The sequence below is a fragment of the Mucilaginibacter ginsenosidivorans genome, from assembly GCF_007971025.1.
In the GTDB taxonomy this organism is placed as follows: Bacteria; Bacteroidota; Bacteroidia; order Sphingobacteriales; family Sphingobacteriaceae; genus Mucilaginibacter; species Mucilaginibacter ginsenosidivorans.
On record NZ_CP042436.1, the window covers coordinates 402,518 to 416,460 of the forward strand.

Genomic DNA, 13,943 nt, shown 5'->3' on the forward strand with positions numbered 1-13,943 from the left:
AATTTCGAAGGTTCAATTTCGAATTTATACCAGTTATTAATCTATTTCGAACTACAAAACCTTTCGACCCTGCCTGCCGGCAGGCAGATTTATCCTTTCAGCTTTCACTTTAGGCAAGCACCCACGTATCCTTACTCCCTCCGCCCTGCGAGCTGTTCACCACCAGCGAACCTTCCTTCAGCGCCACGCGCGTCAATCCACCCGGTACGATCTCGATCCCGTCGGGGCCGCATAAGGCATAGGGCCTCAGATCTATCCTGCGCGGGTGCAATGCACCCTGTATATAACACGGCGCTGCCGACAGGCTTATGGTTGGCTGCGCGATAAAATTGCGCGGCGCCTTCAGTATCTCTTTTTTATAAGCTGCTATTTCCTCGTCCGATGCTGCGTGCCCCATCAGCATGCCGTAGCCACCACTCTCGTTGGTTTTTTTGATCACCATTTTATTGATGTTCGCAAAAACATGCTTACGTTCATCATCATTACCCAATTGGTAGGTTGGCACGTTCTTCAATATAGGCTCCTCGTTCAGGTAATATTTGATCATCTCGGGCACGTAAATGTATATCGCCTTATCGTCGGCCACGCCGTTACCAATGGCATTTACTATCGCGACGTTCCCTTTACGGTATGCGCCCATGATACCCGCCACACCTAAAATGCTCGACGGGTTAAACACCAGCGGATCGAGGTATTCGTCATCCACGCGGCGGTATATTACGTCAACCTGCTGCAGCCCGACGGTGGTTTTCATATAAACCTTCTGGTCCTTAACCACCAGGTCGCGGCCCTCTACCAGCTCAACACCCATTAAACGGGCCAAGGTGGTATGCTCAAAATAGGCCGAATTGTAAATACCCGGACTAAGCAAAACGATGGTCGGGTTATTGGTTTGCCGCGGCGAAAGTGACAGCAGGTTCTTGTACAGTATGGATGGGTATTCCATCACGCTGCGTACGCCGCATTGCGGCAGCAGGTCGGGGAACAGGCGCTTGGTTATCTCCCGGTTCTCCAGCATATAGCTCACACCCGACGGCGTGCGCAGGTTATCTTCCAGTACATAAAATGTACCGTCGAAATCACGGATCAGGTCGATGCCTGCAATGTGTACATAAATATCGTACGGCACCTCAAGACGGTACATTTCGCGAAGAAAATGCGGGCAGGAGTAGATAATGTCGATGGGAACTATACCATCCTTTACAATGAACTGGTTATTATAAATATCTTTCAGGAAAAGGTTAAGCGCCTTAAGCCGCTGCTTGATGCCTTTTTCCACGAATGCCCATTCATCAGCGGTAATAATGCGCGGAATAATATCAAAGGGAAATATCTTTTCGATACCCTCGCCGCTGCTGTAAACCGTAAAGGTAATACCCTGGCTCATGAACAGCCTTTTTGCCAGTTCTTCCTTGCGGGTCAGGTCATCAGATGATTCCCTCGACAGGTAATCGATAACTTTACTGTAATGCGAACGGATACCTTCCGGCTCGTACATCTCGTCCCATGTGCCTTTTATGGGGTCGTAATCATTAAAATAACCTGATTCCTGCATAATTCCTTCTCTGAAACATTATAAATTGATCAGTTATTTCTAAAAAAATGTAATTTATGAAGTATTTGATCAAAAAAACAAATGATTTTTAATAAATTTTCATAAATAATAGCTTAAATGTATGAATTTATTATATAAATAGTTTAAATATCAAATATATTGCTGAAAAATAGTTAGATTTTTAACGAAAATGCTAAAACAAAATGAGGCTTAGGTTGTGACCGCCCTATTGCATTTTGATTTATAGCGAAACCAGGTGTTTTTAACTGGACTTGTAAGACGTTTCCGGCGAGGCTTCAAATTCTTAAGATAGAGAGTGAATTACCCCAATAGCATGAGGCAAGAAAAGGTGCATGCTCAATTAGCGCCATCAGGTGCTAAAGGTCGGTAGAAAATCAATTTATTAAATAGGTTAGCGTGCCATCGGTACGCAACCTCGCGAAGTTCCGTACCGATGGCACGGCTTTTTTGGGGAATTTATTTTCTACCAACCTTTGACCCCTACGGGGTCAGCTTTGGATTAATGACATTAAAGTTTATCCTTCCCCGTGCCCCTGCTCGTGCAGCTCTTCCTGCCTGAAAAGCTTGGCGCTGAAGTAATCGTTATTCATGCGGGATATATTGGTTAAGCTGATCTCTTTAGGGCATTCGGCTTCGCAGGCTCCGGTATTGGTACAGTTACCAAAACCTTCTTCGTCCATTTGCGCCACCATGGATTGTACACGACGGTAACGTTCGGGCTGTCCCTGCGGCAGCATGCCTAACTGGGATATCTTAGCTGATACGAACAACATAGCCGATGCATTTTTACAAGCCGCCACGCAGGCGCCGCAGCCAATGCAGGTAGCTGAGTTGAAAGCCTCGTCGGCGATCACCTTGGGGATTGGAATTTCGTTAGCATCCGGAACACCGCCTGTATTTACCGATACATAACCACCGGCCTGCTGTATCCTGTCGAACGCAGAACGGTCGACCGCAAGGTCCTTAATGATCGGGAAAGGTGCAGCGCGCCATGGTTCAATCGTGATGGTTTGCCCGTCATGAAAGCTGCGCATGTGCAGCTGGCAGGTAGTGATGGCGCGTTTCGGTCCGTGCGGATGGCCGTTGATATACAGCGAACACATGCCGCAGATACCTTCGCGGCAATCGTGGTCGAAATGTATCGGGTCCTCGCCTTTGTGGATCAGGCTTTCATTCACCACGTCCAGCATCTCCAGGAACGACATATCCGGCGAAATACCATCCGCCTTATAGGTCACAAATTTTCCCGCTGTCTGCGCATTTTTCTGGCGCCATACTTTCAGCGTCAGGTTCATGTTTCCGTTACTCATTCTTCGTTAGATTTGAGATTTGAGATTTGAGATTTGAGACAAATGCCTGTCGTCGAATCTTTTAATGTCAAATCCATAAAAATTAATAATCATGACAGATATGTGATTGTAAACTCAAATCTCATATCTATTTATTCAGCGTCTGCTGAAATGCATAATTCATTTTCTGCAATTCATCAATTTGACCTAATAAATCATTTAACACTTCATCACCCAATAGATTCAATCGATTTGAGATCACCAACTGAGTTTGTAACTCATAAGACGAGCCATTTGCAATTCCTAAAAAATTTGCAAACTCCTTTTTCGAATTTCTACCAGCGCCTTCCGCAATATTTGAAGGGATAGAAACGGCTGATCTTCTTGACTGACTTATCAAACCAAAACGCTCATCAGACGGAAAAGATGACGTGGCCTTATAAACATCGACTGTTAGGTCGATTGCTTTGCTCCAAATTTTTAACTCCTTTAAGTTGTTCATGTTATTTAGATGTGAGATATGAGATTTAAGATTTGAGACAAAACTTTAATATTTCATATAAGACGATACATCAAAAATTCTTTTTTAATACTTAAAACAAATTGAAAACAAACAAAAACTCACGTCTCATATCTCACATCTCAAATCTTACTTATAGCTTCTCTGCGTTAAATGAACATTCTCGAAAACCAGTTCTTCCTTATGTAACTCCTCCGGCTGGTTATCACCTTTGTATTCCCATGCGGCTACGAATGCAAAATGATCGTCATCGCGCAATGCTTCGCCTTCATCCGTCTGCGATTCTATCCTGAAGTGACCGCCGCATGATTCTTTGCGCATCAGCGCGTCGTCTACCATCAGTTCGCCCAGTTCAAGGAAGTCGGCCACACGACCCGCTTTTTCCAATGACGAGTTGAATTCTTCATTCTCACCAAGCACAATGGCGTTCTTCCAGAAATCGGCGCGCAGGTTTTGTATCAAACCCTTGGCTTTTTTCAGGCCCTCTTCGTTACGCGCCATACCGCAGTATTCCCACATAATATGACCCAGTTCGCGGTGATATTCGTCAACCGTTTTGGTGCCTTTCAGGCTGAGCAGCTTTTTGATGCGCTCTTCCACGTCCTTTTTGGCATTGGCGAAGGCTGGATTATTCGCATCTATTGGCTTAGGTCCTATTGTAGCCAAATAATCACCTAAAGTATATGGTATAACGAAATAACCGTCAGCCAAACCCTGCATCAGTGCAGATGCCCCGAGTCGGTTAGCGCCGTGGTCGGAAAAGTTGGCCTCGCCCAGGGCGTACAAGCCGGGTACGGATGTCATCAGGTTATAGTCAACCCACAGGCCACCCATGGTATAATGCACCGCCGGGTAAATGCGCATAGGCACCTTGTACGGGTTCTCATCTGTGATCTGGTAATACATATCGAACAGGTTACCGTATTTGGCACGCACCGCATCTTCACCCAGGCGTTTTATGGCGTCAGCAAAATCAAGGAACACGGCGATACCGGTAGAACCTACGCCCCTGCCTTCGTCTACCATTTCCTTACCGTTACGCGAAGCCACGTCGCGCGGTACGAGGTTACCGAATGCCGGGTATTTTCTTTCGAGGAAGTAATCCCTGTCTTCTTCTTTCAGATCGACCGCTTTCAGTTCGCCTTTTCGCAATTTCTGCGCAAGCTCCACTGTTTTCGGCGCCCAAACACGACCGTCGTTACGCAGCGATTCGGACATCAAAGTCAGCTTCGACTGGTGGTCGCCCGTTACCGGGATACAGGTTGGGTGAATTTGCGTATAGCATGGGTTACCGAAATAGGCGCCACGTTTATGCGCCCGCCATGCTGCGGTAACGTTACAGCCCATGGCATTGGTAGACAGGTAGAACACGTTGCCGTAGCCACCGGTACATAACAATACCGCATGGCCCGAATGGGTCTCTATTTTTCCGTTCTCTAAATTCCTTGTAACTATACCCTGAGCTTTGCCATCAACCAAAACCACATCCAGCATTTCGGTGCGGGTATACATTTTTACTTTGCCGGCATTTATCTGGCGGTTTAGGGCCGAATATGCTCCCAGCAACAATTGCTGTCCCGTTTGACCGCGGGCGTAAAAAGTTCGCGATACCTGCGCGCCACCGAACGAACGGTTGTCCAGCAAGCCGCCATATTCGCGGGCGAAAGGCACACCCTGTGCAACGCACTGGTCGATGATATTAACCGACACCTGGGCCAGGCGGTAAACATTGCCTTCGCGGGCGCGGTAGTCGCCTCCTTTAATGGTATCGTAAAACAGGCGGTAAACGCTGTCGCCATCGTTGCGATAGTTTTTTGCCGCATTGATACCACCCTGCGCCGCAATAGAGTGCGCACGGCGCGGACTATCCTGGAAACAAAATGCTTTTACATTATAGCCCAGCTCGGCCAGCGAAGCCGCCGCCGAAGCGCCTGCCAAACCGGTACCGACAACGATCACGTCGTATTTACGTTTGTTGGCCGGGTTCACCAGTTTCAGGTTGAACTTATGCTTGCTCCATTTTTCGGCTAAAGGGCCGGCAGGAATTTTAGCATCTAAAGTCATGTTTTTTATATTTAGTGAGTGGTTGATTGGGTTGATTAAGTGAGTGGTTTTCTCACTAACAACTGAATCAACTTAGTCCAACTTATTCAACTTAATCTAACTATTTCTTAAAATAATACACGATCGGCATCAGCGCGAAGGCGACCGGAACAATAACCGCGAAAAACCAGGTGCCGATAAATTCGACTATCGGCGTGTACTTGCGGTGCGTCCATCCCAATGTACGGAAGGCGCTCTGGAAACCATGCAGCAAGTGGAACGATACAGCCACCATCGCTATCACGTAAAATATATCATATACCGGGTTTGCGAAACTCGCAGCTACACGCAGGTGCAGGTCCTTCACCCTTACGATCTCGATGTTGTTCTCGGTCGATATGGAATGTTCAAAGTCGGCCGACTTAGGCACAAATTCAACCGATTGCGTAACGCCCGACGACAGATCGGTGCGGTACTCCTTAAACTGAACCGCATCCGTGAACTTATAATGGTACCAGAAATCGCCCATGTGGATGACGATGAACAGGAACAGGATGGAGCCCAAAAGGCCCATGTTCTTTGACGACCAGGAAGCATTGTCCGATGCTTTTACAGCATAGCCCACCGGGCGCGCCCTGCGGTTTTTTACAGTTAGTATAAGGGCATACAGGGCATGCACCAAAATACAGGCATATAATATATAGGCGATAACTTCTATCGGCGGAAAATGCGTCAGGAAGTTAGCATACATATTAAAGGCATAGCCGTCGTCATTTTTGAACAGCAGCGCGTTACCGCCAACATGCACGATAAGGAAAGTACACAAAAACAGGCCGGTAAGGGCCATGATGAGTTTCTTTCCCAGCGAGGAGTTAAAGGTTTCCTTAAATTCGCTCATTATGAATTAGATTTATTCGGCAAAAGTATTTATTAAATAATAATTAGGACGGGGAAATGCCACAGTAAACATTTATTTAGAAACGTTCTAAAATAAGTACTGCCAATTGCACTGCGGTTTGACTCACCCAGCGTAGCGTAGGTCGGGTGAGTCAAATAGTCGCGCGCCAGTTCGCAAACAACCCTCTTTACCGCTCACGGTAGAGAGGGTGACCCAGCGAAGCGTAGGTCGGGTGAGTCAAACAGCCGTACATTCGCTTCCTTTCTCAAAAAATGACCCCGCATAAACGAAACAGATTTGCTATCTTTTTATCCTGTTTATATTTTAGGGCACACAAAAAGATCATCATAAACCGCCAAATGATCACCTACCAAATAGCTGCAACTTCCCAGGATTTCGAGACCGGTAAAAAACTTTTTGAAGAATATGCCGCGTCCTTAAATGTCGACCTGTCCTTCCAGAACTTTTCAAAAGAGCTGGATACCATCAGCGAACAATACAACGAACCTGCCGGTGCGTTACTGCTTGCCCGGGATGGTGAAACATTTGTTGGTTGCTCGGGCGTCCGCAGGCTGGACGAACAAACGGCCGAACTTAAACGCATGTATGTGAAAACTGAATACCGGGGTTACCAGGTAGGGTTGAATTTATTGGAACGGTCAATTGAACTGGCGAAGAAACTCGGGTACAAAAAGATCCGCCTGGATACGCTGGAAAATATGACCAAAGCGCAGCAGCTTTACCGCTCGTTCGGGTTTTATGAGATACCTTCCTACCGTTTTAATCCGTTACACGGAACCATATATATGGAGAAGGACCTGTAACTTTTTGGAAGCGCAAATCGCTCTTTAAAAGGCTCCGAACTGCAATTTATTCACCAGAATTTTTCCAGAATTTAATTCGTAATTAGTATATCACTGGAAATTATATTACCGGTATTACCTGGTTACGCCGCCATCATTAAATCGGTCCAATTGGAGTTATTATTCGCATATTCGTAAATGTCAAAGTAGAATTCGCACCACGATGAAAAGTCCGATATTTTTTTCACGTAGAACAATGTTAAAAACAGGTGCTCTCCTTGCTGGTACCAGCCTGGTGGGATTAACCAAGGCAGATGAGATTTCGCGAGTTTTTGGGGTAACGCCGGCGCTAACAGCGGCCGAAATTGCGGCTATAGAGTCGGCCATTGGGAAAAAAGGCACCTATAAGGATGCCGAAGCAACCTACACGATTCCCTTCCCGCGCAACGACCTGAAAGTAACGGTAAAGGGCCAACCTGTACCAATATCATTTGGTTTTGGGGGTTGGGTGTCGTTAAAAAAGACGATGGACGGAAAATCGGCCGTATTAATGAGCGATAATGTATTACTCCAGGATGAAGTAAACCAATTAATAACCGCTGTACAGGCAAATGGTCTGGAAGTAGGGGCCATCCATAATCATTTTTTTTTCGAAGAACCACGTGTATTTTATATGCATGTGCACGGCATGGGAACGGTTGAAGAATTGGCTCAGAAATATGGTAAGGCTATTGCGGAAACGAAAATATCACCCAAGAACCAGCCATCAGTTGCCCCGTCATCTGCCAGATCAGGCAAGGATATTTTTGACGTGGCACAATTGAACAGTATCATTCAGTATGAAGCGGCCATAAATGGTCCTACAATAAAATATACCATAGGCCGCAAGGACCTCACCGTGGTAGCTATGGGCGCTGAAATGACACCATCAATAGGCTTAAATACGTGGGCTTCATTTACCGGTTCAATGGATAATGCCTTTGTGGCGGGTGACATCGCCATGCTTGACCACGAAGTAAACAATGTCATCAAAGCTCTAAGGGCTAACAACCTTGAGGTCGTCGCGGTTCACAATCATATGCTTGGTGATGACCCACACATGATCTTTTTGCATTATTTGGGAGGCGGCCCGGCATTAACGCTGGCAAAATCGTTCCGGTCAGCTATTGACCAGTTGGGCAAAACCGGGAAAATGAAAATGTAAGGTGCGGCCCTTAGTTTCCTTCCTCCGCCTGTTTCCGCATGTGCTCATTCGCGATGATAACGATCTCGACCCTGCGGTTCTGCGCACGCCCCGCAACGGTTTTATTATCAGCTATCGGTTCCGTTTCGCCCCGCCCCATCGGGCTTAAGCGGGCGGTATCGATGCCATTGGCGGCAAGGTAATTTTTAACCGACTTAGCCCGTTGCAGGGAAAGGGTGACGTTACCCAAAGTACTGCCCTCGGTATTATCCGTATGCCCGATGATCAGCACATTAGTGGCGTTATTTTTTTGCAGCGAGCCGGCCAGGTTTTGAAGATTTGTTTTAGCGGCGGGTTTAAGTTCGGTTTTGCCGGCATCGAACAAGATGCCTGAATCAAACTTGACGATTATCCCTTCGCCAACGCGCAGCACCGAAGCTCCCGGTATAGTTTCCTTCAGTTCGTCGGCCTGCTTGTCCATATTTTTCCCAATAAAGGCCCCTGCTGTACCGCCGACAGCCCCGCCTATTATGGCGCCCATAGCAGTGTTGCCCGCCGATTTTCCAATAAACGCGCCTACCGTGCCACCTGTACCGGCGCCGATTGCCGCACCGCGCTGCGCTTTGTTACGGGCATGGCAACCCATAGCCAGCATTAGCGCCGCGCCTGCTCCAAAAATGATAATACAAAGCAAACATCTCTTCACGTATTTCATACAGGGTTTATTATCGGCAGGGCCGTTATCACATATCTAATTTACAATTTTGCCATCGAATTTCGGCAACAGGCCTTACAGGCACCACCACCTACCAACCCAAAAATGCAGCGAATTGTTTTAAGCGCGTGCGGCATGAATAAAAGTTAGGGTATGGGCAAAAAAAAGCCCCGGTAAACGGGGCCATTGGGTATTTAAAAACAACTCACAATCAATACTGACCCTGGTCAGTTCCCTGGCCGGGAACGCTTGCTACGCGGTAGCCTTTCCCGTCAGCATCTTTAAATTCTTCATAAAAAACATTATCAGGCGAAACATAATATTTCTTGTTGTTCAATGTCACCTTGCGGCAATCGGCCGGCAATTCATTTACCACGTCGCCAACTTTTACGGTAACCTTTACAGCTTCCGCTGCAGCTGCGCTGGCAGAATTATCGGTTGTAGCCGCATCATTGTCAACCATCGGGTCGTCGTTATCATTCATGGGCTGATAACTGTCGTCGGCCCCGGCATCGCCGGTGTTCAAAACCCCATCTTTTCCTACAACCACATACACCGTTTTGCCGTTGCCGTCAACATTTTCCTGGTAGTAAACCCCATTCGATTCATAATACTGTACACCATCTATCACGATAGACTGTGCATTGGATGGCAGGTCAGGCACTGCTGCGCCCAGCGGAGGCGTGGTAACTTCGTAACCGTCGTTATAGGGCCTGTAGAAAACGCCGCCGTAATAGTAGTATGGTAAAGAGTTCCAATAGAATGGGTAGTAGTCATAAGGCAGGTATCCGAAATATAAACCCAGGTGAGGATATCCCCAGCCAAAACCGAACCTGAAACGGGAGCCATAACCATGGTAATAATTATAACCATACCCGCGGTAATAGCCGCCGCGGTAATAAGTGCGCCCGTTGTAAACATAGCGACCGCCCCTATAGCCGTACCGGGCATTAACACCGGCACGCACGCCAACACCGCCACGATAAGCAGTTACGCCGCGATAGCCCGCATTGCCCCGGTAACCTATGGCGCCACGAGTGGCAAAACCACTTCTTACAGCACCTGCCGACCCGCGATAACCTACAGCACCGCGGTTAAATGTTGCCCCGCGGCTAAAGCCTGCGGTATTGCCACGGTACGCACTGCTGCCACCGCCATGAAAGCTCACGCTGCCACCGCCACCACGGTATGCACTACCGCCGCCTCCGCCGCCGTGGAAACCGCCGCCACCGCCGTGAAATCCGCCGCCACCTCCGCCGTGAGATCCACCGCCACCGCCACCGCTGTGGCCGCGCTGCGCATATACGTTACCTGTTAGTGCCATTGCCAGTATGCCCGTAAAGGCGAATGCCGACATATATTTATTTAACCTTTTCATACTCCTCGTTAAATCGCTTTTATATATGACCAAACCGATCGCAAAAGGTTTAGTTTGATAAATAAAAAAGGGCCTCCTCAGCCCCTTTCTGTATTTTTATTTCACTGCTGCTCATCCTGGTCGTTATCCGAAGGAACACTGACCACACGGTACGACTTGTAATTATGCGAGTCTTTAAATTCTTCGTAATAAATGCCATCCGGCCCTACAAAATACTTTTTGCCATTAAGTTTCACCTTGCGCGACCCGTCGGGCAATTGGTTCACTATATCACCAACCTGCGGCATTGCTGGTGCTTCATCTGCACTTTCGCCGTTGGTGTTCAGCACACCATCCTTACCGGCTACTACATACACAACCTTGCCCTGGTCGTTGGTGCTTTGCTGGTAGTAAACGCCGTTAAACTCAAAAAACTGCTGCCCGTCAATCACAATCGATTGGGCGCCTTTTGGTAATTCGGGCACTGCTGCGCCAAGCGGAGGGGTTGCAACTTCATAGCCCCCGTCGTCATCCGGACGATAGAAGGCCCCGCCATAATAATAGTACAGGTCGGACCCGAAATAGAACGGGTAATAACCGTAAGGCAGGTAACCAAAACGGAAACCGATAGTAGGGTAACCATAAAAATACCGGCCGCCATAATAACCGCCGCTATGGTAAACCCCGCCGCGGGCCGCTACATTGGCTCCGGCACTCGCTCCCGGGCGATAACCTATACCGCTTCGTATACCCACACTCGAGCCGCCGCGGAAACCTCCGCCTCCGCCGATGCTTACGCCACCGCCTCCGGCGCGTACACCGCCGCCACCACCACCACGGCCGCGTTGTGCTTCAGCCGCAGGGACAAATAAGATAGAAAGTGCCCCGGCTAAAACTGCGCCGGCGGCATATTTATATAAGCTTTTCATGATGTTATAAAAGAATTTTCAGGGTATTAAATTTTTCTCTTTTCAATTAGACCAATTGCCGTTCAAAAGGTTTAATTGCGACGGCTACTATTTATACAAATTTTATAATTTTCTTTGTCCGAAAACAACCGGCCGTTTATGTCCATTAACGTATAAAAACAGTGAACGGATACAATGATGCACCCGTTCACAAAAAAATTACATTGCAGAGAAAAACGCAGCCTTATTTCTTCACTTCAAAATTGATATACTTAACGCCGGGTGTACCGGTTGCGGTTATACCCTGTATGATGCCGATATACTTCCCTTCCTGGTCGGAGGTGTAGAAGGAGACCTGGTTCTTGCCATCGGGCCCGGCCTTTATCGAAGGCGACCAGTACAATACATTCCTGAAATCGGGCACGCGACTGGCTGCCTCGGTTTCGGTATCATAAGTTGGCGAATAGAATACCCTTTGCAACTGCAATCCTTCGTAATCGAGCACCACGGCATGCGGGTCTATCTCTACTCCGCCAAGGTCGCCTTTATACGTGGTATAACTCATTATGCCTTCGGCATCGGCGGGTCCCCAGAAATAGCGCTCGCGCATTACATCCAGTTTCCTGATCTTTAACGGATCGAGGGCTATAACCTTATCCATATCAAATATCGGGATACCGTCCAGCATTACCAGCGGGTCGCCTTCAAGAAAACCTTTTTCGCTGATGATCTTGATATGGTATTTTTTATCCTGCCTAACCACATAAAGCTCCCTGATGTATTCCCTCAAAACCTCTTCCATGGTTGTAAACCGGGTATAATCGTCCAGTTTGTACGATTTATAGGGTTTGCCGAAAAAGCCGTTACTGTCAACCGGCGGGTTGTAGTATTTCCGGATGTTATCGCCCGAATAGATATTGAGCACCTGCATGCCGAGGCTGCTGTTTTCCAAAGCCTGCTGCATATCCTTGCTAACATAAAAAGGCGGCATTGCTGTTTTTGAATATTGCTCGGAGAACGGGCTGGCTATGTCAATACGAAAGGTACTGTCGCGCTGGGTGTTGGTTTGCACTACAATTTCGCCCGGGCCATAAAAATCTTTGGTGTTGAACATCAACCGGCCCGCGGTATCGCTTTTGGCAGTGAACAACTGCACCCTTTTCCCCGGAACACCAAAGTATGCAACCACGTCGGCTGTTGGTTTGTTGGTTTCTGTATTCACCAGCTTACCGGTAACCAAATGGCCATTGTATTCGGGCAGGAAAGAGAACGAAGCGGGTTTGTTGCTCAATACGTCGTTCCACTGAAACCTCCGCCAGCCCTGGGTCAGCATCAGGTTATCGGCTGCTTCGTTTGCTTCGGGGGTATTGGCGGTAACATAGTATCCCGGTGATTCAACACTCCCTTTAAGGTCCGACCCGAGGTATAAATAACTTACGATATCAGTAGCATCCTCTGCCTGGAAATTATCCAGCCGGTAAACCGACATAGACAGATCGGCATTTTGCGCCGCCGAAACGGAAACATTTACTTTTTTGCGGTTGCCATATTGCCTGCTGTCGGGCGCTGCATCTATCGCCAGCGTTTGGGCAGGGCGTTTAAAATAAAGCCGTTCGCAAACCGGCTTCCGGTCGCCGGTGAAAACGGTTAAATGAGACACGCCATCGCCAAGCGAATTTTTATCTACAGTAAAAGTAGCCAGCCCGTTGTTTAACACAACACGCTTTATGCTTTCCAGCGATTGCCGGGTATGGGTAAACAGGTACACATCCGGTTCGGGGTTGCTTACGTTGGTGTTGACGGTTATGGTCAGCTGGCCGGTATTGTTATCTGCAAGTTGCATCACATAGCCCTGGCTGCTTGCCGCCGGCAGGTCTTTTGTCACCGGCGCAACGCCGCCCGCTTTTACGACAGCTTTGTAGGTATTACCTGCATCAGGTTTAAGCGTAAAGCTGCCCATGCCAAATTTCAGCGATCTGAAACGAGCCACGGTGTCGTTTTTTGAATCGATAACGGCTCCCGATACGTCAACTCCCCGGCCATCTTTTCCAACTGCTTTAAACGCTACTTTGCTGCTGAGCCCGCTTACCAGGTTACCGCCCTCGGGGAAAAACTGCACGTCAAAAGCCGCAGGGTTAACAGCCGTAATCGGGCCCGGTGCTATCTGCGGGTTTACGATCATCAGCGGTTTTTCAAAATAATAATCTGCGCTAAAGTTCTTCATCCAGTTGGTGTAGGCCCTTAGCTTGTAATTACCGTTGCTCAATGTCACAGGTATATAAACCGATCCGCTGCCTTTGCCATTGTGCAATGCAACTTTCGTTTGCATCACAGGCACCTGGTTATTATCCAGCACATCCACATAAGCCACTTTGCTTATATCCAACGGCTTGTGGTAGGTGCCGTCGACCACGTACAGTTTAAACCAGATGATCTCGCCCGTCAGGTACGAAGCCTTGTCCGTATGAGCAAATACCTTTTCGTGTAAGGCGGTTTGCCTGTAGCTGTCAAAACTTTTCTGGATATCGCCTACCTGGGCCGAGCAATTGAGCGATAGCAGGAACGCAAGGGCCGTACAGCCGATAAAGTTTTTAAATAGACCTGTGATTCGTTTCATAGCTTTATTTATTGTAACAATGATCATTCATTTT

General features: G+C 47.8%; 11 protein-coding genes. 2 read left to right on the forward strand and 9 right to left on the reverse strand.

Annotated features, from left to right (window positions below; translation table 11 throughout):
• Positions 1 to 109: 109 nt before the first annotated feature.
• The 5 genes from FRZ54_RS01845 to FRZ54_RS01865 all read right to left on the reverse strand — a co-directional run bounded on the left by FRZ54_RS01845 (position 110) and on the right by FRZ54_RS01865 (position 6,326).
• Complete coding sequence (locus tag FRZ54_RS01845) at positions 110 to 1,555, reverse strand: circularly permuted type 2 ATP-grasp protein (protein WP_147029952.1); 1,446 nt, start codon at positions 1,553 to 1,555, stop codon at positions 110 to 112.
• Positions 1,556 to 2,091: 536 nt separating this feature from the next.
• Positions 2,092 to 2,886: a succinate dehydrogenase/fumarate reductase iron-sulfur subunit gene (locus FRZ54_RS01850; protein WP_147029953.1), complete on the reverse strand. Its 795-nt coding sequence runs from the start codon at positions 2,884 to 2,886 to the stop codon at positions 2,092 to 2,094.
• Positions 2,887 to 3,013: 127 nt separating this feature from the next.
• The gene (locus tag FRZ54_RS01855; RefSeq protein WP_147029954.1) at positions 3,014 to 3,367 is read right to left on the reverse strand and encodes a four helix bundle protein; all 354 of its coding nucleotides are present in this window, start codon (positions 3,365 to 3,367) and stop codon (positions 3,014 to 3,016) included.
• A gap of 147 nt (positions 3,368 to 3,514) precedes the next feature.
• A complete protein-coding gene (locus tag FRZ54_RS01860; protein WP_147029955.1) occupies positions 3,515 to 5,449 on the reverse strand; it encodes a fumarate reductase/succinate dehydrogenase flavoprotein subunit in 1,935 nt (644 codons plus the stop codon).
• A gap of 100 nt (positions 5,450 to 5,549) precedes the next feature.
• The gene (locus FRZ54_RS01865) at positions 5,550 to 6,326 is read right to left on the reverse strand and encodes a succinate dehydrogenase cytochrome b subunit (RefSeq protein ID WP_147029956.1); all 777 of its coding nucleotides are present in this window, start codon (positions 6,324 to 6,326) and stop codon (positions 5,550 to 5,552) included.
• Positions 6,327 to 6,685: 359 nt separating this feature from the next.
• On the opposite strand from FRZ54_RS01865, the gene FRZ54_RS01870 reads away from it, so the two are divergent.
• Together FRZ54_RS01870 and FRZ54_RS01875 are read left to right on the forward strand one after the other, a co-directional pair.
• Complete coding sequence (locus FRZ54_RS01870) at positions 6,686 to 7,150, forward strand: GNAT family N-acetyltransferase (RefSeq protein ID WP_147029957.1); 465 nt, start codon at positions 6,686 to 6,688, stop codon at positions 7,148 to 7,150.
• 235 nt (positions 7,151 to 7,385) lie between these two features.
• A complete protein-coding gene (locus tag FRZ54_RS01875; protein ID WP_147029958.1) occupies positions 7,386 to 8,333 on the forward strand; it encodes a DUF1259 domain-containing protein in 948 nt (315 codons plus the stop codon).
• Between the two features lie 10 nt (positions 8,334 to 8,343).
• On the opposite strand, the gene FRZ54_RS01880 is transcribed toward FRZ54_RS01875, so the two are convergent.
• From FRZ54_RS01880 to FRZ54_RS01895, 4 genes are all read right to left on the reverse strand, one after another.
• The gene (locus FRZ54_RS01880; protein WP_147029959.1) at positions 8,344 to 9,027 is read right to left on the reverse strand and encodes an OmpA family protein; all 684 of its coding nucleotides are present in this window, start codon (positions 9,025 to 9,027) and stop codon (positions 8,344 to 8,346) included.
• A gap of 211 nt (positions 9,028 to 9,238) precedes the next feature.
• Positions 9,239 to 10,405: a DUF6515 family protein gene (locus FRZ54_RS01885; protein WP_147029960.1), complete on the reverse strand. Its 1,167-nt coding sequence runs from the start codon at positions 10,403 to 10,405 to the stop codon at positions 9,239 to 9,241.
• Between the two features lie 101 nt (positions 10,406 to 10,506).
• Positions 10,507 to 11,313: a DUF6515 family protein gene (locus tag FRZ54_RS01890; protein ID WP_147029961.1), complete on the reverse strand. Its 807-nt coding sequence runs from the start codon at positions 11,311 to 11,313 to the stop codon at positions 10,507 to 10,509.
• Positions 11,314 to 11,536: 223 nt separating this feature from the next.
• A complete protein-coding gene (locus tag FRZ54_RS01895) occupies positions 11,537 to 13,909 on the reverse strand; it encodes a hypothetical protein (RefSeq protein WP_147029962.1) in 2,373 nt (790 codons plus the stop codon).
• Positions 13,910 to 13,943: the final 34 nt, after the last annotated feature.

What these genes read in the sequence shown, in the direction of transcription:
- FRZ54_RS01850 (WP_147029953.1), bottom strand. Translation starts at nt 2,886, where the DNA reads ATGAGTAACGGAAACATGAACCTGACGCTGAAAGTATGGCGCCAGAAA.
- FRZ54_RS01855 (WP_147029954.1), bottom strand. Translation starts at nt 3,367, where the DNA reads ATGAACAACTTAAAGGAGTTAAAAATTTGGAGCAAAGCAATCGACCTA.
- FRZ54_RS01890 (WP_147029961.1), bottom strand. Translation starts at nt 11,313, where the DNA reads ATGAAAAGCTTATATAAATATGCCGCCGGCGCAGTTTTAGCCGGGGCA.
- FRZ54_RS01875 (WP_147029958.1), top strand. Translation starts at nt 7,386, where the DNA reads ATGTTAAAAACAGGTGCTCTCCTTGCTGGTACCAGCCTGGTGGGATTA.
- FRZ54_RS01865 (WP_147029956.1), bottom strand. Translation starts at nt 6,326, where the DNA reads ATGAGCGAATTTAAGGAAACCTTTAACTCCTCGCTGGGAAAGAAACTC.
- FRZ54_RS01885 (WP_147029960.1), bottom strand. Translation starts at nt 10,405, where the DNA reads ATGAAAAGGTTAAATAAATATATGTCGGCATTCGCCTTTACGGGCATA.
- FRZ54_RS01860 (WP_147029955.1), bottom strand. Translation starts at nt 5,449, where the DNA reads ATGACTTTAGATGCTAAAATTCCTGCCGGCCCTTTAGCCGAAAAATGG.
- FRZ54_RS01895 (WP_147029962.1), bottom strand. Translation starts at nt 13,909, where the DNA reads ATGAAACGAATCACAGGTCTATTTAAAAACTTTATCGGCTGTACGGCC.
- FRZ54_RS01870 (WP_147029957.1), top strand. Translation starts at nt 6,686, where the DNA reads ATGATCACCTACCAAATAGCTGCAACTTCCCAGGATTTCGAGACCGGT.
- FRZ54_RS01845 (WP_147029952.1), bottom strand. Translation starts at nt 1,555, where the DNA reads ATGCAGGAATCAGGTTATTTTAATGATTACGACCCCATAAAAGGCACA.
- FRZ54_RS01880 (WP_147029959.1), bottom strand. Translation starts at nt 9,027, where the DNA reads ATGAAATACGTGAAGAGATGTTTGCTTTGTATTATCATTTTTGGAGCA.